The organism is Natrialba chahannaoensis JCM 10990 (assembly GCF_000337135.1).
In the GTDB taxonomy this organism is placed as follows: Archaea; Halobacteriota; Halobacteria; order Halobacteriales; family Natrialbaceae; genus Natrialba; species Natrialba chahannaoensis.
This window is the reverse complement of sequence record NZ_AOIN01000059.1, coordinates 25709-47359: the sequence shown is the minus strand read 5'-3', so window position 1 is coordinate 47359 and position 21651 is coordinate 25709. Positions and strand designations below refer to the sequence as shown.

Here is a 21651-nt window from a genome sequence, read left to right as displayed (position 1 = left end):
ATATCTATGCAACATACCCAGAACGTACAGTACACGCTGCAGTACACGCAAAACGTGTCGCACACGCTATCCGCTCCCGAAAACCGCGACAAAAACGAACTGAGTGACAGCGTCGATCGTCAGATCGCCCGGTCGGCAGCGGTTAGTAGACGGCGTCGATGATTTCCTCGCGAAGATCGCCAAACTGCTCGAGATACGCTCGGCGCTCCGCGCGGAGTTCCGAGACGGCCTCGTCGTGGTCTTCGACGTGGTCCGGGACGTAGTACTCCTCGATGTCGAGTTCCGGAATCGAGTCGGGAATTGTCAGGCCAGTTCGGTCGTCCTCGGTCCACTCGATCGTCCCGCGGGCAGCCTCGGTGAGGATGGTTACAGACTCTGTGACGCCGATATCCTTGGACTTCTCGCCGAGGTAGCCGGTGTTGATGACGTAACAGTCGACGTCGAGCGCGCCCATCAGATCGTAGAAGATGTTGCCCTCCTCGCCCTCGGAGCCGACGATGAACGGGTTCGTCCCGACGACGCGGATCGACTCGCCGGCGCGCGAGGGATCGCCCGCGCTGGTCTCGATCGACTCACCGAGCATGAACGCAGCAGCGGCCTGCTCGTCGCGGAGCTTCGCGACCGGTGGCATCAGCGGATTGCGCGTGATGAAGAACACCTGATCCATCTCGTTCAGGTCGATCTCGTCGTCGGCGCTCTCGAGTTCGTCTCGGCGGATGATCGCGCGCGAGTTGGCGGTGTGGCGGTCGGAGTTGAAGTCAACGGTCCCATCGTCGTCGACGTCGACGTTTTCGAGGATTGCAGTCTCGTCGGTCGCGGCGTGGTAGAGGCAAGGCTGTTCGTCCTCGTCGAGGCCGATGGTTTTGATGAACAGTCCCTTTCCTTCGCTGCCGGCGACGGAGCCGTCCGGCAGGAGCGCACAGACATCGTCCTGACGCATGGAGGCGTCTTCTGGCTCCTCAAGCCAGCAGCCGTGGGAGGTCAGCGTGGACTTGCCGGTTGCGGAGAGGCCCATGAACACCTGGCCGACGGTATTCAGGTCGCCGTCCTCGTCTTCGACGCGAACGCGCTTGCTGCCGGCGTGAAGACCGAGCCCGCCCTGCTGTTTGGTTCGGAACATGAACAGCCGAAGGAATGACTTCTTGGCTTCGCCGGTGTAGTCGCTGCCGAGGACGGCGGTGAACCCCTCCTCAGGCAGCACGCGGATTGCCGTCTCGTCGTAGTCGGGTATCTGAACCGTGTAGAGGTCTGGCTCGCGTCCGTCAGACGGCTCGAACAGGTTCGCCCAGGCGAGTGCGATCCGGGCGTGCTCGACGGGGACGAACAGCCGGCAGCAGAACGTCGCTTCCGGGTGACGGCCCATCAGGCGGTCAACACAGAGCAGTTCGCGCTCGCTCGCGAGATCGACCGCCTCGTCGACGAGCGCGTGGTCGTCTGCGTCGAACTCGTCGTCGATGTTGTTCTTCGTCCGGTCTGAGCTCCGCGAGCGGTACTCGCTGACATAGGCAGGAGAGCCGAACTCGGTCGTGGTCTCCTCGTGGGCCGCGAGTTCGCGAAGTTCCTCGAGTGAGGGGTTGTGCCGGACGTTCGACGCTGTCACTGGATCGGGAAGCTGTCGGACCAGCGGACGGGGCTCCGTCCCGGTTTCAGACATATACATAACCCACCATCATCCTGATGTATAAACGTGGAGGATTTTGATCTGTGTGTGTCATGACTTCCCCAACCCGAATCTCATGTTTGGCATCTCATACGTCTCTACTCCCACTTCGTAACGGTATCTTTCTCCGAAACAAATATATCTGAAATCACATATGTGTTGATGGGTACTCACATCAGAAATAATTCTAACTCGCAGGACAAGGCTCGCCGTTGTTCGTGTTCGTGTCGTGTGTGGAATGAGCACACATAAGCATCAGCACCACGTCGGCAGCATCGATGGTCTCGCTGGAACGTATCCTCGTTCATCCGATCAAATCTCTCGACGCAGCGGCGGTACAGACGGTGACGATCGAACAGAACGGAGGCCTCTCCTGGGATCGTCGGTACGCCATCGTCGAACGGACGGATGAACCATCGAGTAATCGCTCCGACGGGACCGGCGCAACCACCACGAGCGCGACCGGTCGGCCAAACGGTACCCCAGAGACGGTCGGCAACTACGTCAACGGCAAACGCGAACCTGCGATTCACCAGTTACGTGCAACCTACGATCTCGAACGCGAAACGGTAACGCTCAGCGATACCGAATCAGCGCAGCCTGAGCGGTCTGGGTCACTTCAATCCGACCGGGCTGAAACCAACTCGACCACCGACGGCCAGACCTTTCACCTCGAACTCGACCGCGAGCACCTCTCCGAGTGGCTCTCCGAGTACTTCGGCTACCCCGTCGAACTCGTGCGCAACGACGCTGGCGGCTTCCCGGACGACACCGACGCCTCCGGACCGACCGTCATCTCACAGGCGACACTCGAGTCCGTCGCGTCCTGGTACCCCGAGATCGACACGGCGGAGATGTGTCGGCGGCTTCGTCCGAATCTCGTGCTTAGCGACGCGCCCGCGTTCTGGGAGGACCGCCTCTACGAGACGCCGGGCCACGCCGTCGCGTTCGACATTGGTGGAGTTGAACTGTCGGGGATCAACCCATGCCAGCGCTGCGTCGTGCCGACGCGCGATCCGGATACCGGCGAGGAGACGGTCGGCTTTCGGGAGACGTTCGTCGAGCAGCGCGAGCGAACGCTTCCGGAGTGGGCCGGAGAGTCGTGGTTCGACCACTACTTCCGCCTGATGGTGAATACGACAGTCCCCGAGTCGTCGTGGGGCGAGACACTCGAGGCGGGAGCGGCGGTTTCGATCGGCGAGTCCTACGAACTCGTACAGTAGGCAGGGAGCACACCGGTACACCGACACAGCCTCCAGCCCGCTAATTTTCACATCTGGTACTCACGGGCGAAGTACCAAGGGGTGGCTCTCGGTTCTCCTCGGCATGGCATACGGTCTCGATATTGGGGCGGAGGCGATTCGGCTCGCGAGCGACGGCTCGGGGGAGGTCGCGCTTCGTTCGACGCCGACGCGGGTTGTGTCGGTGTCGATAGCGGGGGAGACGGAGACAGACTCTGAAAACGAAACGTGTGTAACGAACGATGCACTCGAGGACGCGATCGCTGCAGCCGACACCGATGCGGTGGCGCTCGTCGAGACTGACGACGAGACACTGCTCGTTGGGCCGGAGGCAGCAGAAATCGCAGCTGAAGTCAGTGGCGACGCGACTGTCGCCGAGCACGGCACCCCGTTTCAGCAGGGCGTCTTCGCCGCCGCAGAATACGAGGAGGCAGTGCTTTCGGCACTCGTCGACCTCGTCCTCCTTGACGACGTCTCGCCGGTGGCGCTCTCCTACACGACGCCAGGTACAGTCGTCGACGCCGACGCGCCAACTGGCACCCACCGCGAGACGGTCGCGTCGGTGCTCGACGAGTTGACGGCTGCCGGGAAAACCGAGGATGACAACTCGCAGTCCCCAACACCAGTTAGCCAGGGATTTGCTGTCGTCTACGATCAGTTCGCCGGCGACAACTACACCGGTGTCGGCATCTGCCTCGGAGCACAGACGACGAGCGTCGCACTCGCCTACTACGGCGTCCCGGTTCTCGCGTTCTCCATTGCTCGCGGCACCGACTGGATCGTTGCCCAGGCGGCGGGCGAGACTGGCCACGAGCGCACACAGGTCCGCAGCGTTCTCACAGACTTTGAACTCGATCCTGACGCCGCAACGGGACCGATCGAACGCGCCCTCGCCGCAGCGTACGACGACCTCATCGCCGAGTTGGCCGCTGCTCTCGGCGAGCAGGCCGCAGCTGCGGACCTTCAGCGCGGCGTCGCTGTCCCAATCGCAGTCGCCGGCCCCGGCGCGATCGAGGGACTCGAGTACCTCCTCGGCGGACGGTTCGATTCGGCGGGGCTCCCGATCTCGATTCGGGGCGTCCGACGTGCGGCAGAACCCGAGGCGAGCGCCGCGAGAGGTGCACTCGCTGCTGCCGAAGACGATGTCGATGCCTACGAGGAGATCGTCTGGGACGAGACTGCATCAGGAACGAGCAGCGAGGAGGCGGACACGCTCTCGTTCGACGGAAATCTCGACGGTGGTTCGGCGGCGGCATCGGAGCCAGCGAACGGTGACGCCAACAGTCCAAGTGGCAACGATGGCGGTGACAGTGCCGCAGCCATCGCCGCCGACCTCGACGCACAGGCACAGCCAGCCACAGATGACCGCGCGAACGACGCTATTGATCACCTGTTCGACCGCCTCGCCAACCGCGACGAGGAGATCCAGGCGCTCGCCGACGACCTCGACGCACTCGAGTCCACTCTCGACACAGTCCGCGAGGAAACAGCCCGGACGGACGACCTCGCGCGGATGGAGCAGAAACTCGAACAGGCTGAAGCCACGCTCGACGAGCTTTCGGAGACCGTTTCGGACCGCTCGGACACGATTACCACTGTTGCGGAGATCGACGCACGGGTCGACGAACTCGAACCCCAACTCGAGACGCAAGCCACTCGACTCGACGGACTTGCGGGCCAACTCGAGGAACACTCGACACACACGACCGCCCGATTCGACGAGGTCGACGACGAGGTTTCAGATCTCCGGACGACGCTCGAGGAGTTCGCATCCGACCTCGACGAGATGGTGACCGAACTGGAGGCCGACCGCGAGACATTGGCGGGACTCGAGGACACCGTCACCGACCTTGCAGACGAGTCCGCGACGACGGCCGAACTGGACGCACTCGAGTCCCGTGTCGATGTCGTGGACGAGACGATCGACGACGAACTCGAGTCGGTTAGAGAACGCGTCGAATCGACCGAGTCAGCCGTCGCGGACGTGGAAGCGGACCTCGACGCACACGCTGTGGAGACGGCCGAGACAGTCGACTCGATCGAGGACGCACTCGATGCAACCGAGGAGACACTCGCGTCGCGACTCGACGAGGCAGAGACAGCAGTGTCGACGCAGGCTGCGGAAGTCGATGCACTCGAGAGCCGTCTCGACGACACGGCGTCGGACTTCGATTCGAGAATTGAGTCGGCGGAATCGTCGTTCGAAACGCAGCTCGAGTCAACGGAAACGTCACTTGAGAACCGCCTCGACGAAACAGAGACATCACTCGAGGAGCAACTCGACGAGACAGAAACGACACTTGAGGGTCGGCTCGACGAGACGGAGACAGCGGTCGAGAATCGGCTCGATGAAGTGGAAACGACCTTCGAGGAGCGTATCGACGAAACCGAGGCGGCACTCGAGAACGAACGCGACGACCTGCGTGCCAGCATCGACGCGCTCGACAACCGGATCGGTGACGCTGGCGACCGGCTAGATGCCGTCGCCGCCGACGTTGCCGCCGTCGAGAGCCACACTGCGGATGTCGAGGAAACCGCTGAGACGGCGAGTAGCGACGTGGCCGAACTCGAGGACGCGCTCACACACGTCGAATCCGAGGTCACCGCAGTCGACGACACCACGGACGAACTCGAGACGCGCCTCTCTGCACAGGAGTCGACGATCGACGAGCAGGGTGTGACTGTCGACGAACAGGCAGCAGCGATCGAGACGTTGGCCGACGACACAGCGAGCGTCTCGGCTACGGTGGACAGGCTCGGCACCGAACTCGAGTCCCTTTCGGACGCCCTCGAAGAGGTGCCGGACCACGAAGACGTGCCAGACGATGAAACCGTCTCCTCGCTGGCTGCGCAAGTCGACTCGCTTTCGGAACAACTCGACGACCTCGAAGAGTCCGAGGCGGTCGCGAACCTCACCAAGCGCCTCGACGGTATCGGCGAGCAGGTTGAATCCGTCGCGACTGAGCAGACCGCACTCGAGTCCGACTACGAACAGTTGACGGAGCGGGTCGGGGAACTTGAGGACGAGCAGGGTGGGGTAACCCAGGAGGAACTGGAGCCGCTGGTGACGGCGGACGAGTTGGAGTCGCTGCAGTCGGAACTGCAGCGCGAGGTAGACGAGGTGGCCAACGTGGCTGAGGAGTTGAACGTAGCCGACGAGACGACTGAGGCTGACGAGCAAGACGAAGAAACGGGTCGCTCGCTGGAAACTCTTCTTGGCCCGCTACTCGCCGGCGGTGGCGGTGCCGGCATCGTTGCGGGTGCCACCGTCGGCCTCTCTGTGGCCGGCGCGGGAACGATCGGCGCAGTGATTGCGGTGCTCGGTCTCGTGCTGGTCAGCATGGCAGTGGCGCTCACACGCTAACGCACAGACGGATCAACGCAACGGCCTGCTCAACTCCGCGGTTCTGACGCATCCCTCAGCACGGCGTCGTCCGCGACGTTCGGTGCGCCGACGACGAGCACACGACTCTCCTCAACCGCCTCGATCTGTCGCCAGGATTCCGGCGGCACGACCATACACTCGTGTTTCGTGAGCGTGACGACATCGCGTTCGTCGTCGCGCTCGACCGTGACGTCGACGGTGCCTTCCAGAACGAGGAAGAACACCTCCTGTTGCTCCTGCCGATGGTACGTGTTCTCCTCGCCGCGCTCGTAGTGCCAGACGCTCGGGTGTAGCTGTTCGGACTCGAGTGCGGGTCCGATCGGGAGCAGCGTCGGCGCGATGCCCTCGATGTCCCGGGGCTCGATCGAGTCGAGGTCGGCCAGCGAGTACAGTGACATGCGGAGGTGTCCAACGATTGCGCGCAAAAAGCTGTGGCCGGCGATGCCATTGGCTGTCGCTCGTGTTGATTTTGATCGCTGGTATCGATTCCGACTACCGATTGCTGCCCACTGGCGGCCACGACAGCAATAGCTCAGTCCGCACACAACCCGACGAGTACCGCCGCCACGCGGGATCAGTCGGTCACTAACTCGACGTTTCGCATCTCGCCCCCGCACTGCCGGCAGGTACTCACGAGTGCGTCGTCGACCGCCTCGTGGCGACGACACTGGACGCACACGTACTCGAGTGGCTCGGCGAGTACCATGGCTGGCCTAGGTATTGGTCTATGTTAACTCTTTCCACAGTGTGGTAGCTCACATCATGATCCGCCTTCGGCGGTGACCCAGAGGAGGGTTGCGAGGAGCGTCGCACCGGACACGGAGGCGGCGAGCAGCCAGAAGGCGGGGCGAAAACCGACGGTTTCGGACATCGCGCCGATGATCACGGGTGCGATCGCTCCCGCGCCCATCAGGAGCGTGCGGACAACACCGAGCCCGCCGGCAGCCAGGTCGTCAGGAATCGCGGACATCAGGTACGCGCCCCTGACGGGGCGAAAGCCGTGGGAGCCGATACCGGCCGCGATGAGAGCGATGCCGAGCACGACCGGGCCGGCGATGTCGGTCAGCGAGACGAACGCGACGAGCGAGAGGGCTGCGAGACCGAGCATCGCGGTGATGATCGGGAGCCGGCCGATCCGGTCGCTCAGGTCGCCGGTGACCAGCTGGACCAGACTCGCGAGGAAGAGCCCGCTGTAGAGGACGCTTGCGGTCGCCGCCGTGAGTCCAGCCTCGTCGGTGAGGTACAGCGGTGCGAACGCGACGAGTCCGTTGTAGGTGAACGCGAACAGCACCGTCAGGAGCGCGAACGCCGAAAATCGCCAGTCACGAAAGAGCGCGGCGTACCGGCGGAGTTCGTCGAGGTTGACGCCGCTGGTTCCGTCGCCCTCCGTCTCAGTTGGGACTCGCTGTGGAACACGCACCCAGAACAGGACAGCGAGCGCGAGGCCGACGACGCCGGCAGCGAGGAAGATCACGCGCCAGCTCGCACCGAGCGCGAACGGGACCCCTGCCGCGAGCACGACGGCCCAGGGAGCGACGACGCCGCCGAAGGTTCCGAAGGTGTCCAGAATGCCGAGTGCGCGTCCCGTCCGGGCGGGGTAGGCGTGAGCCAGCAGCCGAACTGCGACGGTCTTGTGCGCGCCGGTTCCCGCGCCCATGACAAGCATCGCGACTACGAGCACCGCGAACGGCGAGTCGACGACGAGCGCGAAGGAGGCGACCGCGGCGACGGTGACGCCCGCCGTGATGACGGTGACCGATCCGAGGCGGTCGGCGAGCATGCCGGAAGGGAACTGCATCGCGGCGTAGACCAGCATGAAGCCGGTGAATGCAGCGCCGAGGGCGGCGTTCGAGACGGCGTAGGTTTCCTGGAACGAGCCGAAGAGCGGCGGGAAGACGTACCGCAGGAACTTCGCCAGAAACCAGATTCCGGCGGTCATCAGGAGCACGTCAAAGTGTGTGAGCCGCCGGACCCTCTTCATAACCGACATACAGTGCGTACTCGCTGTAGGTCGGGCCGGCGACGAGAATGCACCGGTCGCGGCAGCGATCCAGTCCAGTCTGGGAGAAATCCGTATAAGGGACTAGTATTCTTGCGACCAGTTTGGTGCCCTAGCAGGAAGACTTTATATAAATTCCCGATATGTTTGGTAGCACATGGCAGTGAACACGACCGACTGGACCGATCCCATCGCGTGTCCGTTCTGTGGCGACGAACTCGCCTCTCCTGGCGCTGGGTTCGTCGACCATATCCACGAGAGCGAGACTTGCGAGGCGGAGTTCGAGTTCTGGCGCGAGAATATCAGCGGCGACGTGGCGGGTGGGTGGGCAGGCTAGGTGCGTTGTACTGACCTCTTTCAGTCGAAATCCGGGAGATCCTCTGGCGGCTCGTACTCTGCTTCCCAGTCGATGTACTCTTCTTTCAGAATCACCGAAACGATCTGGCCAAACTCCGTCAGTTCGGCGTTGATCGCCGAGACCGTTCCCCACGTGTCGAGTTCGGGGTGATACTCTCGCGCCTGCCAGTCCTCCGGGATTCCGGGAGCGTGATACCCCACGCGGTCCGCGAAATCGTCCCAGAAGAAGTCGAAGTCGGCGAAGAGATCGAGGTCGCGTGCGATACTGAACTCGCGCTCGTTGAGGTCAGTGTCGGCCCGCCACTCCTCGAAGGCCTCTTCCCACGCGCCGGTTTCGAGGAAGTCCTGTAGCTCTTCCCGGCGATAGTCGATTTCTTCCGTGCCGCTCGCACTGATCGTCGCATCCTCGTACTCGTTCGGATCGACGAAGTCGAGTGTCGGCGGTGCTGGCGTGTCGACCTCGAGTGTCATGGAGGATGCTCGGGCCGCTGGGGGGTAAATACCATCGGTCGAACGGTGGGTGACTACGCACGCGGTGGCTGTTCGGCGCGTCGCAGTCGGGTTCCAGCCCGAAGCACTGGCGTTTCGGCTTGGCGCAGTCGTACCCGTACAGTTATTCCGGCCGGGACGGACACACGAATATGGGCAGCGACGACGGGGGACGGGACTATAGCCTCACTGAGATCTTCGCGATCAAGTTTGTGCTGGCCGATATCATCATCATCGCAGCGCTACTGTTCGCCGGACCGCTATACGCGCTCGCCATCACGGCGCTGCTGGTGCTCAGCGTCGTGCTCGTCTGGTATCTCATGGAGCGCTCGAAAGAAAAAGAGCGCAAACGCGAGCAGGAAGCCGCCAAACGCGACACAGCAACAGCAACTGCAGCAGACGAGGCCGAAACTGATCCGGTAACGACACTCCAGCAACGCTACGCTGCCGGCGAACTCACTGAAGCGGAGTTCGAACGCCGACTCGACCAGTTGATCGACGCCAACGAACGCGCCGACGAAGCAGACGTCGAAACTTCTGAACTCTCACTCGAGCGTTCGTAGTCGGCTGACTTACCGCCAGCGAACTCTCCGGCGCGTTCACCGTTTCTCTCCCGATCCAAACACTGAACCACGCTTCGCTCCTCTCTCCGGTCAATGACCGACTACGAGGCCGCGATTCTCGACGTCGACGGCACGATCGTTCGTGGTGGGGCGCTCATTCCTGGCGCAGAACAGGGCATTCGTTCCCTCGATCGCGCCGGCTGTGACCGACTCCTCGTCTCAAACAACCCCACGTCCGGCACCAACCACTACGGCGACCGCCTCGAATCACACGGCATCGATGTCGATACCACCAGGATCCTCACGTCCGCAACTCTCTCCGCCTCCTACCTCGCCGACACTCATCCCGACGAAACGGTGTATCTCGTCGGCTCGGATGCACTCGAGTCCATCCTGACAGCGGCGGGGGTGACCGTAACGACGGACCCCGACGAAGCCGACGTTGTCCTCGGTTCGTTCGACGAGTCGTTCTCCTTCGGGACGCTGTGGGAGTCCCTACAGGCACTCGAGAACGGGACACCGTTCTACGGCACTGATCCCGACGTGACGATTCCCGTCGACGGCGGTTCGATGCCCGGTTCGGGCTCGATTCTGGCCGCGATGGAGGCCGTCGCCGGCCGCGAACCCGATGCGATTCTCGGCAAGCCCTCCGCGGTCGCTGCGGAGACCGCACTCGAGCGACTCGAGAGCGATCCCAGGCGAACGCTCGTCGTCGGCGACAGACTCGACACCGACATCGCGCTCGGGAACCGGGCTGGCATGACGACCGCCGCAGTGCTGACTGGGGTTACGGATCGGACGGATGTCGAGGACGCGACGGGTGACTTCGCGCCGGATCACGTACTCGAGTCGCTCGGTGATGTCGAGTCACTGCTCTAGCCGCTGCTCTGAGGACGCTGTTCTGAAACCGCTTCTCTGCGACCGCTGGTGTCGCTGTGTGGTGAGACGTAGGCAAGGTGAGAACGGAACAGAACGGAGAGTGACTGGCAGACAGCTGGCTGACTGACTAGCTGTCTCACACCTGGGAAAGAGTTTTGCGACCTGACAGTCAGGCACGTGGTATGGACTCGCAGACGGAACAGAACGGACGGCCAGACACGTTCGTCACGCCGCCACCACTCGAGCGCGGCGATCGGATCGCAGTTATCGCGCCAGCGTCGAACCGGCGCACTGACTTCGGCGAGGTGTACGACCTCGGTCTCGAACGCCTGCGTGAGGTGTTCGACCTCGAACCCGTCGAGTATCCGACGGCGACACGCGACGCCGAGTATCTGCTCGAGAATCTCGAACAGCGGGCCAAAGACGTGATGGATGCGTTCGAAGATCCAGACATCAAGGGTGTCATCACCATCATTGGCGGCAACGACCAGATCCGGATGCTGAAACACCTCGATCCGGCTGTGCTCCGCGAGAATCCGACTCGGTTCTACGGCTACAGTGACAACACGAACCTCGCGCTCTACCTGTGGAATCTCGGCATCGTCTCCTACTATGGGCCGACAGTGATGGTCGAACTCGGAATGGACGGCCACATGTTCGAACACACCATCAAGTTCAGCGAGCGCGCGTTCTTCGACGAGACGTTCGGTGAACTCCACTCCGCCGCGGAATTCACGGACGAACCCGGTGACTGGGCAACGCCAGACCAACTCGAGGAATCTCGCGGAACCGAACCGAATCCGGGCTGGCAGTGGGCCGGCGGTGACGACCCTGTCTCGGGGCGGCTCTGGGGCGGCTGTCTCGAAATTCTCGATCAACAGTTCCTCGCCGACCGGTACCTCCCAGCCGAGGCCGCCCTGGATGGCACCGTGCTCGCACTCGAGACGTCCGAGGAACTGCCGGATGCTGAGTGGGTTGCGGGCGTCCTTCGGGCGCTCGGCGAGCGCGGGGTACTCGAGCGCTTCGCCGGCGTGCTCGTCGGGCGGCCACCGGCACGAACGCCCTTCGAGGACCGGTCGACCGACGAACGCGAGGCGTATCGCCGTCAGCAGCGGCAGGTGATTGAAGACGTGCTCGCGCGGTACAATCCGGATGCACCGGTTGTCACCAACGTCGACTTTGGTCACACGTGGCCGACGACGCCGATTCCGATTGGGGGCCGCGTTGAGATCGATCCGCAAGAAGAGACGGTTCAGTTCGAATAGGTGGGTGGAGCGTCTTAGTCGCGTTCGCCGTCGAGTGCCTTCTTCCGGAGTCGCTCGCCCTCGTCGGTGCTGACGGTGAGTTCGGGAACGCTCGTCGGTTTGTTGTTCTCGTCGATTGCGACGTAGACGAAGTAGGATTCGGTCGTCTTCTCGCGTTCACGTGTTCGGAGGTCCTCGCGCTCGGTCACGAGTCGAACGCGGACGCTGGACTTGCCGGAATCGTAGACGTAGGCCGTAATGTAGGCCGTATCGCCGACGGAGATCGGTCGTTCAAAGTTCATCTGGTTGACGCGAGCCGTAACGCAGGTCTCCCCGGAAAAGCGCATCGCCGACATCGCGCCGACTTCGTCCATCCACTTCATCACGTTGCCACCGTGGGCGGAGTCGAGCATATTGGCGTGATTCGGCTGCACCATCTCCCGGTTCTCGACGAGAGTTTCCATGAGGTCGGTCATTGCCCGTTCTTTCCGTACGAGCGCAATCAGTCTTGCCGTCGTCGGAGCCTGTGTGTGGTGGTTCCAATCATGCTGCTGACTCTCACTGAGTTGGACGTTGTTCCGCTGGGCCGACCGCGTGTACGCACCACCCCGCTGTGACTCGCTACCACCACGCAGTTCGATACTGGTAAAAGTCGCGGCCGAGTTACACCCGGTAATGAGTGATGCAGGCGACGCCGACGTGCCGGAGCCACCCGATCCCGTCACGGAGACGGCTGCAAACCCGAATCCCGACGGGGACGCAGACGGCTCTGTTCACGTGCTTGGGACGGCTCACGTCTCCCAGGCGAGCGTCGACGACGTTCACGAAACCGTCGATCGGGAACAGCCCGACGTGGTTGCCGTCGAACTCGACGAAGGGCGCTACCGTCAGATGCAGGGTGGTACGCCCGACGACATCGAAGCGAAAGATCTCCTCTCCGGAAACACCGTCTTGCAGTTTCTCGCTTACTGGATGCTCTCCTACGTCCAGTCGCGACTCGGCGACCAGTTCGATATCGAACCCGGTGCCGACATGCGCGCCGCGATCGAGGCCGCTGAACGAAACGAGAGTGGCGTTTCGCTGGTCGACCGCGACATTCAGATAACGATCCAGCGTTTCTGGAGTCGCCTCTCGTTCTTGGAAAAGCTCAAGATGGTCGGCGGGCTCGCCCTCGGAATCACCGATCCCCGAACGATCGGTCTCACCTTCGGTGCCGTCGCCGGGATCTTCCTCGGTCTCGTCTTCGCTGCGTTCATCGCACCGCTTCTCGGACTCGGCGACCTGTTCTTGCTCGGCGTCAGCGGGACGGCGACGCTTCAGTACGTCGGCGCGGTCGGACTTGGTGCGGTCGCCGGAGCGTTCATCGGACTGCTGTTCATTCCATCCATTCAGGCTGCAGACCGCTACGGCGGCGACCTGGTAAACGGCTTTTCGGCCCGTGTCCTCGCCGGAATCGTCGTCGGTATCGCCGGTGCGCTCGCGCTCGTCACAACCGAGACGTTCGTCGGACCGGCCTCCGCGACGACGTTCGAAAACGCCGGCATCTACTCGATTCGCGGCGGCGTTGGCATGTTCGCCGGGCTCGGAATCGGCGTCGCCATCGGTGCCCTTCTCGGACTCGTCCTCGACTCGCTTGGCGGCGATGTCGAAGATATCGACGAAGTGGATATCGAGGAGATGACCGACGGCGACGTCGTCGCTGCGATGATGGAGGAGTTTCGCCGCTTCAGCCCGCGCGGTGCGAACGCGCTGATCGACGAACGTGACGCCTACATCGCCCACAACCTCCACGAACTTCGCTCACGCGGCTATGATGTTGTGGCCGTCGTCGGTGCGGGCCACAAAGCCGGCATCGAACGCTATCTCGAGAACCCCTCCGAGCTTCCTGCGATGGACTCGCTGACGGGAACCGCCTCCAGTCGCCGCTTCTCGCCGCTGAAGGTGTTTGGCTACCTAATCATGATCGGCTTCTTCGGCTTCTTCTTCCTGCTGATCATGGCCGGCGTCCAGAACACCTTCCTGTTACAGCTGTTCGCTGCCTGGTTCCTCTTTAATGGTATCTTCGCGTTTACACTGGCACGACTCGCCGGCGCACGCTGGACCAGCGCCGGTGTCGGCGGCGCGGTCGCCTGGCTGACGAGCATCAATCCGCTGCTCGCACCCGGCTGGTTCGCCGGCTACGTCGAACTCAAACACCGCCCGGTCAACGTCCGTGACATCCAGACGCTGAACGAAATCGCCGGCGACACCGAGCGCCCGATTAGCGACGCACTCGAGGACATGTTCGACGTGCCGCTGTTTCGGCTCATCATGATCGTCGCGCTGACGAACATTGGGAGCCTGATCGCGACTGTGTTGTTCGTGCTGATCGTCCTCCCGTGGCTTGCGGGGCCCGAGTTCGGTGGCGTCGATGCGTTGATGGGTGAACTGTTACAGGGTGCTGAAAACAGTCTCGAGCTGATTCTGGAGGCCCTTTCGTGAGCGTCCGAACCCATCATCCCGAGCCTTCTCTGTCTTTTAGCGACAAGGAGCTGTTTGATCTCGCGCTCGCCTGGCTGACGCTGAGCGTCGCCTTCGCACTGTTGTTCGCGCCGATTCACCGGTTCGAGCTCTCGGTCGGCTACTTCGCGCTGATGGTCGGGCTGTGTTTCGTCACCGTCGGCGTTGCCTTCCTCTTGCACGAACTGGCACACAAGGTGGTCGCGATCGAGTACGGGCAGCTCGCAGAGTTCCGCGCGGACTACCAGATGCTTTTCTTGGCGATTATGAGCGCCCTCATCGGCTTCATCTTCGCCGCGCCGGGAGCCGTCTACCACCGCGGTCGTATTACCGAACGGGAGAACGCGATGATCGCGTTGGCTGGACCGATCACCAACCACCTGCTCGCGCTCATGTTCCTCCCGCTGATGCTCTTCCCCGGGATTCTCGGAACGATCGGCCAGATGGGTGTCTGGATTAACCTCTTCTTAGCCGCGTTCAACATGATCCCGTTCGGGCCGCTCGACGGCAAGTCGGTCTACGATTGGCACAGGGGCGTCTTCGCGCTCGTCTTCGTGCCGAGCGTCCTGCTTGCGGCCTACGTCGTGTTGTTCGTCGGGCTGTTCTGATCGGCGACCAGCTTTGATTCTCGCCGTCGCTCTCGACGGACCGGTGACCTTTTGCTCACCCCGCGCGGTCGTTCCCACATGACAGCGCCTGCGGACGACGGGAGCAGCGACGACAATTCGGATCAACTCACCTACGCCGACACCGGCGTCGACATCGAGGCCAGCGAGGACGCAACCGCCGCGCTCCTCGAGGCCTTCGGCAGTGATCTCACGACCGAGTACGCCGGCCTGCTCGACATCGGCGACCGCTACCTCGCGCTCGCCACCGACGGCGTCGGCACGAAACTCCTCGTCGCCGAAGCCGTCGACGACGCCTCCTCGATCGGCATCGACTGCATCGCGATGAACGTCAACGACCTCGTCGCCGCCGGCGTCACCCCCGTCGGCTTCGTCGACTACCTCGCAATCGACGACCCCGACGAGACGCTCACCAACGAGATCGGCGAGGGACTTGCCGTCGGCCTCGAACAGGCTGACCTCACCATGCTCGGCGGCGAAACCGCCGTTATGCCTGACGTGGTCGAGGGCTTCGACCTCGCGGGAACCTGCGTCGGCCTCGCCGACAAGGACGACGTCTTCGACGGCGACGCACAGGTTGGTGACGCACTCGTCGGCTTCGCCTCGAACGGCATCCACTCGAATGGACTCACGCTCGCCCGCGAGGCCGTCACCCGGACCCACGACTACGACGATCCGTTCCCACACGACACCGACCGAACCATCGGCGAGGAACTCCTGCGCCCCACCCGCATCTACACCGACCTACTCGAGTCCATGCACGAACACGGCGTCCACGCCGCGGCCCACGTGACCGGCGGGGGCTGGACGAATCTGCTGCGCATGGGTGACCGGAAGTACGTGGTCGACGACCCGCTTCCGGCACAGCCGATTTTCGAGTTCGTGCAGGCGGAGGGCAACGTGACCGACGAGGAGATGCACCGGACGTTCAACATGGGCACCGGGTTCGTCGTCGCGCTCCCCGAGGAGCGAGCCGAGGCACTCGTCGCGGAGACTGACGGGCAACTCATTGGCCGCGTCGAAGCGGGCGAGTCGGTCGAGGTTCGCGGGTTGTCGCTGTCCTGATTCTGTTCGGCTTCCGAGTCGCGGTTTTAACGATCTGCTTCACTCTCTTTGCTCGTCTCCGACTGCTCCGCCTTCCCCGTCGCCGCCCGAATCGTCTCGTACTCCTCGTCGCTGTACGCGATGAATCGAACGTCATCGAGCGTCTCCGGGTTATACGCCGCCAGCTCCTCGCCAATAATCGACGCTCCCGTTTCCAGTTCGAACCCCGCAACGCCACAGCCAAGCGCTGGCAGGACGAGCGACTCACACTCGAGTTCGTCCGCGCGCTCGAGTGTGTTCTGCGTCGCGTTGCGGATGCTCTCTTCGGTGGCCTCGCCGTCTCCGTAGTGGGGCATCGCGGCGGCGTGGATGACGTACTCGGCGTCTAAGTCGTAGGCATCCGTGACCGCTACCTCGCCGAGGTCGATAGGTCCCTTCTCCACTGCCTCGTCGTTGAGTTCGTCACCGGCGCGTCGGCGGAGCGCGCCGGCGACGCCAGAGCCCATCTCGAGGCTGGTGCCGGCGGCATTGACGAGTGCGTCTGTGGACTGTGCGGCAATGTCGCCCTGAATGACGTCGAACTCCATATCTGCATGTTTGGCAGACAACCGTTTTGATGCTATCCCTGACAGTGCGTTGTGTGCCCTCGACACGTTGGTTCGAGTGAGTCTCCAGCTCGCTACTGTTTAGGCCGACCAAAACCTTTTTAGAATTAGGCTCGCCTAACTTCCCCTAATGGACGTGCCCGCCCGTAACGCGGATGCTGATACCGACGCGGAACTCGAGCAGCCAACTGCAATCGTCTCCTGTCACGAAACGCGCCCCGGAAAGACTGTGTTCACCGAGCGCGACAACAGTGACGGCTGGATCGCGACCGATCTAACCGTCGATCTCGAACCCTGATTCTGGATCGCACTCGTGTTCGGTGGCCACTGCTGCTACGGTGAGTTTCCACTGGGTGTTTGTCTCGATTTCAGTGCCAACTTGTCTCGAGCCAGTGAGTACTGATTCGGAACGCTACTCGAGTGCAACGACGGCATCGAGCGTTGCCGATGCACCGCCGAGGAGGTCACAGACACCAACAGTCGTCCGCGCAGGATAGGTGTCCTGAAAGTGTTGCTCGTAGACTGCGTTGATCTCGTCGTACGAATCCATGTCGGTGATGTAAATCGTGACCTGGAGGACGGCATCGAGTTCTCTCCCGTGAGCGGCGAGCGTTGATTCGAGAGTGGTGAGACACAGTTCCATCTGTTCCGGGGCAGTGAGGTGGCGTTGTATCTCGCCGTCTCGTTTCGGAAGTTGGCCTTCGACGAAGAGGAGATCTGAGTCGCCGGTCGTCTTGCCGAAGCCGCCGACGAATGCTGTCCCGTCGCGTTGTCGTCGCGTTGGATTACTCGCGCGGGGGACAGTCACGGGATCACTCGACGCTGATTGACTGGTTGATTCGTTAGGCATGATAGTTGAATAGCTACTCAATCTATATAGGTGCTACGACACCCATGGAGGCCTACTGTGGCCACTTTATTGGATATCACTTGGAATACCACAATCTATAATTGAATGGTCTCTCAAGTGGGTTACGATGGTGAACACGACCGACCGGCTCGAGCGCTACCTGGAAGACGAACTTGGAGAGTGTCGAAGTGACGATCTGGAACAGCGACTTGCTGAGCTCGAAACGCTGGACGAGACGCTCGGGTCAGCGCAGGTCGATGCCGAACTCGACTTCCTCTCGGCACTTGCAAACGAGACGCGCTACAGGCTGGTTCGCGTGCTTGTCGCCGCCAGAGACGAACTCTGCGTGTGCGAACTGCACGCAGTCGTCGATATTACGGAAAGTGGGCTCAGCCACGCGCTTTCGAATCTGGTCGACGCCGGAGTTGTCGAAAGTCGAAAAGACGGCCGCTGGAAGAAGTATCGTGCGACGAATCGGGCTGTCGCGATCGTCACGCTGGTTGAGGGGACGATCAAATGAGTACGGGCGGACCCACGCACCAGCACGGATCCGACTGTTCCTGCGAGAGCTGTGGCGACCCGCGGACGATGTCCGTTTTGGACAAGTATCTCACTGTCTGGATTTTTGCAGCGATGGCGATCGGGATTGGCTTTGGCTACGTCGCGCCGGGAACCGCCGAGACGGTGAACGAACTGCCGCTCGTCGAACTCGGACTGATCGTGATGATGTACCCACCGCTCGCAAAGGTGGAGTACAGCCAGCTCCCGATGGTGTTTCGAAACTGGCGCGTGCTCGGCTTGAGCCTGATTCAGAACTGGCTCATCGGCCCAACGCTCATGTTCGTCCTTGCAATCGTATTCTTCAGCGGCGCGTTTTTCGGCCTTCCCGCCCGTCCCGAGTTCTTCCTTGGCTTGATCTTCATTGGGATGGCGCGCTGTATCGCTATGGTTCTCGTCTGGAACGAGCTGGCAGAGGGATCGAACGAGTACGCCGCTGGGCTGGTCGCGTTCAACAGCGTCTTCCAGATTCTCACCTACGGGGTGTATATCTGGTTCTTTGCGATGTTTCTCCCACCACTCCTCGGTATGGAGTCGCTCGTCGCTGAGTTCTCGATCACGACGATGCAGGTGTTCGAAGCGATCGCAATCTTCCTTGGCGTGCCGTTTGCCGCAGGGATTCTCACGCGGTACATCGGTGTGTCCCGCAAGGGGAAGGAGTGGTACGAGGAGCGATTTATCCCTGCGATCAGTCCGGTGACATTGATTGCGCTCTTGCTCACCGTGGTCATCATGTTCTCGACACAGGGGGAGAACATCATCGCTGCGCCGATGGATGTCGTCTGGATCGCGATCCCGCTCACGATCTACTTCGTACTCATGTTCCTCGTGAGCTTCGGCATGGGGCGTGGAATCGGGGCTGATTACTCGACGACGACGGCGATCGGTTTCACCGCCGCATCGAACAACTTCGAACTCGCCATCGCAGTCGCGATCGCCGTCTTCGGTATCGGTTCCGGCGTCGCGTTCGCGACCGTGATCGGCCCACTGATCGAGGTTCCCGTCTTGCTCGCACTCGTCCACGTCGCGCTGTACTTCCAGCGACGATTCGACTGGGACGGATTTGACGTTGGAGGTCTCGTTGGCTCACCAGCGGGACGGCCATCCGAAGACGACTGAAGATACCGGGTCCCAAGACTCGACTCCAACCACCGTCGTCACTACAACTCTCGTCACTACAAGTCAGTGCACACCTGATCGCGCGACAACTGTGTGACCAGTGGACAACACAGGTGGCAAATGGGGCGGGACAGCGAACTGCTGATGGCAAACACAATCGTCTCGAACGCGTTGACCTGGGCGTCGCCGCTTCACAGGCCACTCGTTGTGATGACCGGTGCGCTCCGGTTCCGTGGCGCAAAATAAGTCCGCCTTTGTCGTCGACGCGGTCGCCTGCTTACTTCGTCGCCTCTTCGAGCACTAGCGTGTCGTCTTCGAGGTAGTGCTCGAAGTGGTGACCGTCTTCCTCTAGCGTGACGAGGACCTCGCGGAGGATTTCGGCGCTCGCATAGTCGCCGAGGTTCTCGGCGAGTTCGATGCTGTTGCGCATCGACTCGATGATGTCACCGTACATCTCGAGGTCGTTCTGGAACATCGTTCGGACGTCGTAGACGTCTTCGCCCTCGAACTCGACGGTCGCGCGCTGTTCCTGGTTCGTTGGCCCGGAGACAGGGACACCACCAAGCGCCTGGGCGCGTTCGGCGATGATGTCTGCGCCTTCCTCGACGTGCTCGTAGGCCTCCTCTAAGAACTCGTGCAGTGGGAGGAACTCGGCACCCTCGACGACCCAGTGGTGCTTTTTGAGCTGGTGGTACAGCACGTATGAGTTTGCCAGTTCGGTGTTCAGCGCGTCGACGATCTGTTCGGCCTTCTCCTGCTCGAGGCGGAGCTCGTTCTCCTCGACAGTGTCTGCCGACTGACGGACGGTTTTCTGGGTGCTCATTACACTCAGTGATACGCCGGCATTCCACTTAAAGGTTTCCCCAACACAAAACAATTCTTCCCGGATAGAAAAATATAATTTTGTTAGGCGGGCCAAAACCTCGCACAACCATATCAGACGTATCGTCCGATCCGACGGTCAAAAATTGTGCCGTTTTTTCGGGACTGAGTAAACATTTTCAGTGTGGCGGTCTAAGGTGTCCCTATGGCAACGAGAGCCGCACACCGACGGGAGCGAATCTACGTCGACGGCGAGTGGCTCGAGACCGACGACACCCTGTCTGTCTCGGACCTCGCCGACGGCGGGACCTTTGCACAGGTCGCCACCGCTGGTCCTGCAGAGGTACGAACTGCACTCGAGTCGGCCCACGAGATCAAACCGGAACTGCGCCAGACGACGGTCGTCGAGCGCGCCGAGTGGTGCGAACAGATCGCGGTCGGGCTCCGCGAGCGCGAGGAGGATCTCGCCGAAGTGATCGTCCGCGAGGCAGGCAAGCCGATCTCCTCGGCGCGCGGTGAGGTTGAACAGGCGGCCACGCGATTCGACCGCGCGGCCGAGGAGGCGCGCAACATCGTTAGCAAGGGCGAGTTCCGCGAGGGATCGACTGCGGGCCACGAGGGCTGGCAGGCAATCGTCAAGCACGAACCGATCGGCGCGGTGCTGTGTATTACGCCGTACAACTATCCGCTCGCGACGACGGCGCTGCAGGTCGCTCCCGCACTCGCCGCGGGGAACAGCGTTCTGCTCAAGCCGGCGAGCAAGACGCCGATTTCGGCGGCGATCCTTGCCGATGTCATCGCCGACGTCGACGGCATTCCGGACGGCGCGTTCAACTTCGTCCCCGGGAACGTCAGCGAGATTGGCGACCTCATGTCCGGCGACGACCGGATCAACGCCATCGCGATGACTGGCTCCTCGGGGGCCGGCAAGCACGTCGCCCGCGAGAGCGGGATGGTCAATCTCCACATGGAACTGGGCGGCAACGCGCCCGCGATCGTCTTCGACGATGCCGATCTGGACGATGTCGCAGGCAACTGCGTGAAGGGATCGCTGAAGTACGCCGGCCAGCGCTGCTCGGCCGTCTCGCGCGTGCTTGCACACGAGTCGGTCCACGACGAACTGGTCGAACGGATCGACCGGACAATGGATTCCTGGACCGCAGGCAACCTCTTCGACGAGGACACTGCCTTCGGCCCGCTCATCAGCGAATCACAGGCCGAGTGGGTGCAGGAACTCGTCGACGACGCCGTCGCAAAGGGTGCCGACCTCGTCCGCGGCGGGGAGCGCCACGCCCCGGAAGGCGTACCAGACGAACTCGCCGACCAGTTCTTCGAGCCGACACTGCTGGCGAACGTTCCCCACGACGCCCGCATCGTCGACGAAGAACAGTTCGGCCCCGTCGCCGCCGTCACGACCTTCGCGGATGAAGACGAGGCCATCGACCTCGCCAACGGCTCCGATCTCGCGCTCGATGCCGCTGTCTTCACCGCGGACTACGACCGTGCGATGCGTCTCGCCGACCTCGTCGACGCAGGTGCGGTTCGCCTCAACGGCGCGCCGTCTCACGGCCTCGGTGACATCCCCTTCGGCGGCAACAAGGACTCGGGTATCGGCCGCGAAGGACTCGACGCCTCGATTCACGAGATGCTGCGCAAGAAGAGTATCATCCTCTGATCGCGCAGTCTGCGTCGCTGTCGTCGGTTTCTCTTG

At 62.2% G+C, this 21651-nt stretch carries 23 protein-coding genes; 14 read left to right on the top strand and 9 right to left on the bottom strand.

Annotated features, from left to right (window positions below):
• Nucleotides 1-142: 142 nt before the first annotated feature.
• On the bottom strand, nt 143-1654 hold the full coding sequence (locus C482_RS10425) for a phosphoenolpyruvate carboxykinase (ATP) (protein ID WP_006167568.1): 1512 nt from the start codon (nt 1652-1654) through the stop codon (nt 143-145).
• A gap of 284 nt (nt 1655-1938) precedes the next feature.
• Here C482_RS10425 and C482_RS10420 point away from each other — a divergent pair, with 284 nt between their 5' ends.
• Together C482_RS10420 and C482_RS10415 are read left to right on the top strand one after the other, a co-directional pair.
• Nucleotides 1939-2883 (top strand): MOSC domain-containing protein, encoded by a 945-nt coding sequence (locus C482_RS10420; RefSeq protein WP_006167567.1) that lies wholly within the window; start codon nt 1939-1941, stop codon nt 2881-2883.
• Nucleotides 2884-2986: 103 nt separating this feature from the next.
• Nucleotides 2987-6265 carry a disk-shape morphogenesis protein volactin gene (locus C482_RS10415; RefSeq protein WP_006167566.1) on the top strand — a complete coding sequence of 1093 codons (3279 nt, stop codon included), beginning with the start codon at nt 2987-2989 and terminating at the stop codon, nt 6263-6265.
• 29 nt (nt 6266-6294) lie between these two features.
• Here C482_RS10415 and C482_RS10410 read toward each other — a convergent pair whose 3' ends face one another.
• The 3 genes from C482_RS10410 to C482_RS10405 all read right to left on the bottom strand — a co-directional run bounded on the left by C482_RS10410 (nt 6295) and on the right by C482_RS10405 (nt 8276).
• Nucleotides 6295-6684 (bottom strand): cupin domain-containing protein, encoded by a 390-nt coding sequence (locus C482_RS10410; protein WP_006167565.1) that lies wholly within the window; start codon nt 6682-6684, stop codon nt 6295-6297.
• 176 nt (nt 6685-6860) lie between these two features.
• The gene (locus C482_RS21135) at nt 6861-6992 is read right to left on the bottom strand and encodes a rubrerythrin-like domain-containing protein (protein WP_006167564.1); all 132 of its coding nucleotides are present in this window, start codon (nt 6990-6992) and stop codon (nt 6861-6863) included.
• Nucleotides 6993-7046: 54 nt separating this feature from the next.
• A complete protein-coding gene (locus tag C482_RS10405) occupies nt 7047-8276 on the bottom strand; it encodes an MFS transporter (protein ID WP_049896628.1) in 1230 nt (409 codons plus the stop codon).
• 166 nt (nt 8277-8442) lie between these two features.
• Here C482_RS10405 and C482_RS10400 point away from each other — a divergent pair, with 166 nt between their 5' ends.
• Entirely contained in the window at nt 8443-8622 is a 180-nt protein-coding gene (locus tag C482_RS10400) for a DUF7501 family protein (protein ID WP_006167562.1), read from the top strand.
• A gap of 20 nt (nt 8623-8642) precedes the next feature.
• Here C482_RS10400 and C482_RS10395 read toward each other — a convergent pair whose 3' ends face one another.
• On the bottom strand, nt 8643-9113 hold the full coding sequence (locus C482_RS10395; RefSeq protein WP_006167561.1) for a hypothetical protein: 471 nt from the start codon (nt 9111-9113) through the stop codon (nt 8643-8645).
• Between the two features lie 170 nt (nt 9114-9283).
• Between C482_RS10395 and C482_RS10390 the strand changes: the two genes are divergently transcribed.
• The 3 genes from C482_RS10390 (at nt 9284) to C482_RS10380 (ending at nt 11838) form a co-directional block, all read left to right on the top strand.
• Nucleotides 9284-9694 (top strand): SHOCT domain-containing protein, encoded by a 411-nt coding sequence (locus tag C482_RS10390; RefSeq protein ID WP_006167560.1) that lies wholly within the window; start codon nt 9284-9286, stop codon nt 9692-9694.
• Between the two features lie 93 nt (nt 9695-9787).
• Complete coding sequence (locus C482_RS10385; protein ID WP_006167559.1) at nt 9788-10573, top strand: HAD-IIA family hydrolase; 786 nt, start codon at nt 9788-9790, stop codon at nt 10571-10573.
• A gap of 182 nt (nt 10574-10755) precedes the next feature.
• A complete protein-coding gene (locus C482_RS10380; RefSeq protein ID WP_006167558.1) occupies nt 10756-11838 on the top strand; it encodes a S66 family peptidase in 1083 nt (360 codons plus the stop codon).
• 14 nt (nt 11839-11852) lie between these two features.
• Here the strand turns inward: C482_RS10380 and C482_RS10375 are convergent, their stop codons facing one another.
• On the bottom strand, nt 11853-12293 hold the full coding sequence (locus C482_RS10375; RefSeq protein WP_006167557.1) for an acyl-CoA thioesterase: 441 nt from the start codon (nt 12291-12293) through the stop codon (nt 11853-11855).
• A 199-nt stretch (nt 12294-12492) separates the two neighbouring features.
• Between C482_RS10375 and C482_RS10370 the strand changes: the two genes are divergently transcribed.
• From C482_RS10370 to purM, 3 genes are all read left to right on the top strand, one after another.
• Complete coding sequence (locus tag C482_RS10370) at nt 12493-14298, top strand: TraB/GumN family protein (protein WP_006167556.1); 1806 nt, start codon at nt 12493-12495, stop codon at nt 14296-14298.
• Nucleotides 14295-14924 carry a zinc metalloprotease gene (locus C482_RS10365; protein ID WP_006167555.1) on the top strand — a complete coding sequence of 210 codons (630 nt, stop codon included), beginning with the start codon at nt 14295-14297 and terminating at the stop codon, nt 14922-14924. Before C482_RS10370 ends, C482_RS10365 begins: the two co-directional genes overlap by 4 nt.
• Before the next feature lie 78 nt (nt 14925-15002).
• The gene (purM, locus tag C482_RS10360) at nt 15003-16007 is read left to right on the top strand and encodes a phosphoribosylformylglycinamidine cyclo-ligase (RefSeq protein ID WP_006167554.1); all 1005 of its coding nucleotides are present in this window, start codon (nt 15003-15005) and stop codon (nt 16005-16007) included.
• 26 nt (nt 16008-16033) lie between these two features.
• Here purM and C482_RS10355 read toward each other — a convergent pair whose 3' ends face one another.
• Nucleotides 16034-16573 carry a macro domain-containing protein gene (locus tag C482_RS10355; protein ID WP_006167553.1) on the bottom strand — a complete coding sequence of 180 codons (540 nt, stop codon included), beginning with the start codon at nt 16571-16573 and terminating at the stop codon, nt 16034-16036.
• A 148-nt stretch (nt 16574-16721) separates the two neighbouring features.
• Here C482_RS10355 and C482_RS21795 point away from each other — a divergent pair, with 148 nt between their 5' ends.
• Entirely contained in the window at nt 16722-16889 is a 168-nt protein-coding gene (locus tag C482_RS21795) for a hypothetical protein (protein ID WP_006167552.1), read from the top strand.
• 114 nt (nt 16890-17003) lie between these two features.
• On the opposite strand, the gene C482_RS10350 is transcribed toward C482_RS21795, so the two are convergent.
• Nucleotides 17004-17441, bottom strand: a complete 438-nt coding sequence (locus tag C482_RS10350; RefSeq protein WP_049896627.1) for a RidA family protein — start codon at nt 17439-17441, stop codon at nt 17004-17006.
• Nucleotides 17442-17568: 127 nt separating this feature from the next.
• Here C482_RS10350 and C482_RS10345 point away from each other — a divergent pair, with 127 nt between their 5' ends.
• From C482_RS10345 to C482_RS22660, 3 genes are all read left to right on the top strand, one after another.
• Nucleotides 17569-17961, top strand: a complete 393-nt coding sequence (locus C482_RS10345; RefSeq protein ID WP_006167550.1) for an ArsR/SmtB family transcription factor — start codon at nt 17569-17571, stop codon at nt 17959-17961.
• Nucleotides 17958-19118, top strand: coding sequence for an ACR3 family arsenite efflux transporter (gene arsB / locus C482_RS10340; RefSeq protein ID WP_006167549.1), 1161 nt, complete (start codon nt 17958-17960; stop codon nt 19116-19118). Before C482_RS10345 ends, arsB begins: the two co-directional genes overlap by 4 nt.
• Nucleotides 19119-19238: 120 nt before the next feature.
• Nucleotides 19239-19364 carry a hypothetical protein gene (locus C482_RS22660; protein ID WP_275039626.1) on the top strand — a complete coding sequence of 42 codons (126 nt, stop codon included), beginning with the start codon at nt 19239-19241 and terminating at the stop codon, nt 19362-19364.
• Nucleotides 19365-19395: 31 nt separating this feature from the next.
• Here the strand turns inward: C482_RS22660 and dpsA are convergent, their stop codons facing one another.
• Complete coding sequence (gene dpsA / locus C482_RS10335) at nt 19396-19941, bottom strand: DNA starvation/stationary phase protection protein DpsA (protein WP_006167548.1); 546 nt, start codon at nt 19939-19941, stop codon at nt 19396-19398.
• A gap of 204 nt (nt 19942-20145) precedes the next feature.
• Here dpsA and C482_RS10330 point away from each other — a divergent pair, with 204 nt between their 5' ends.
• A complete protein-coding gene (locus C482_RS10330) occupies nt 20146-21615 on the top strand; it encodes an aldehyde dehydrogenase family protein (RefSeq protein ID WP_006167547.1) in 1470 nt (489 codons plus the stop codon).
• The last annotated feature ends 36 nt before the right edge of the window (nt 21616-21651 follow it).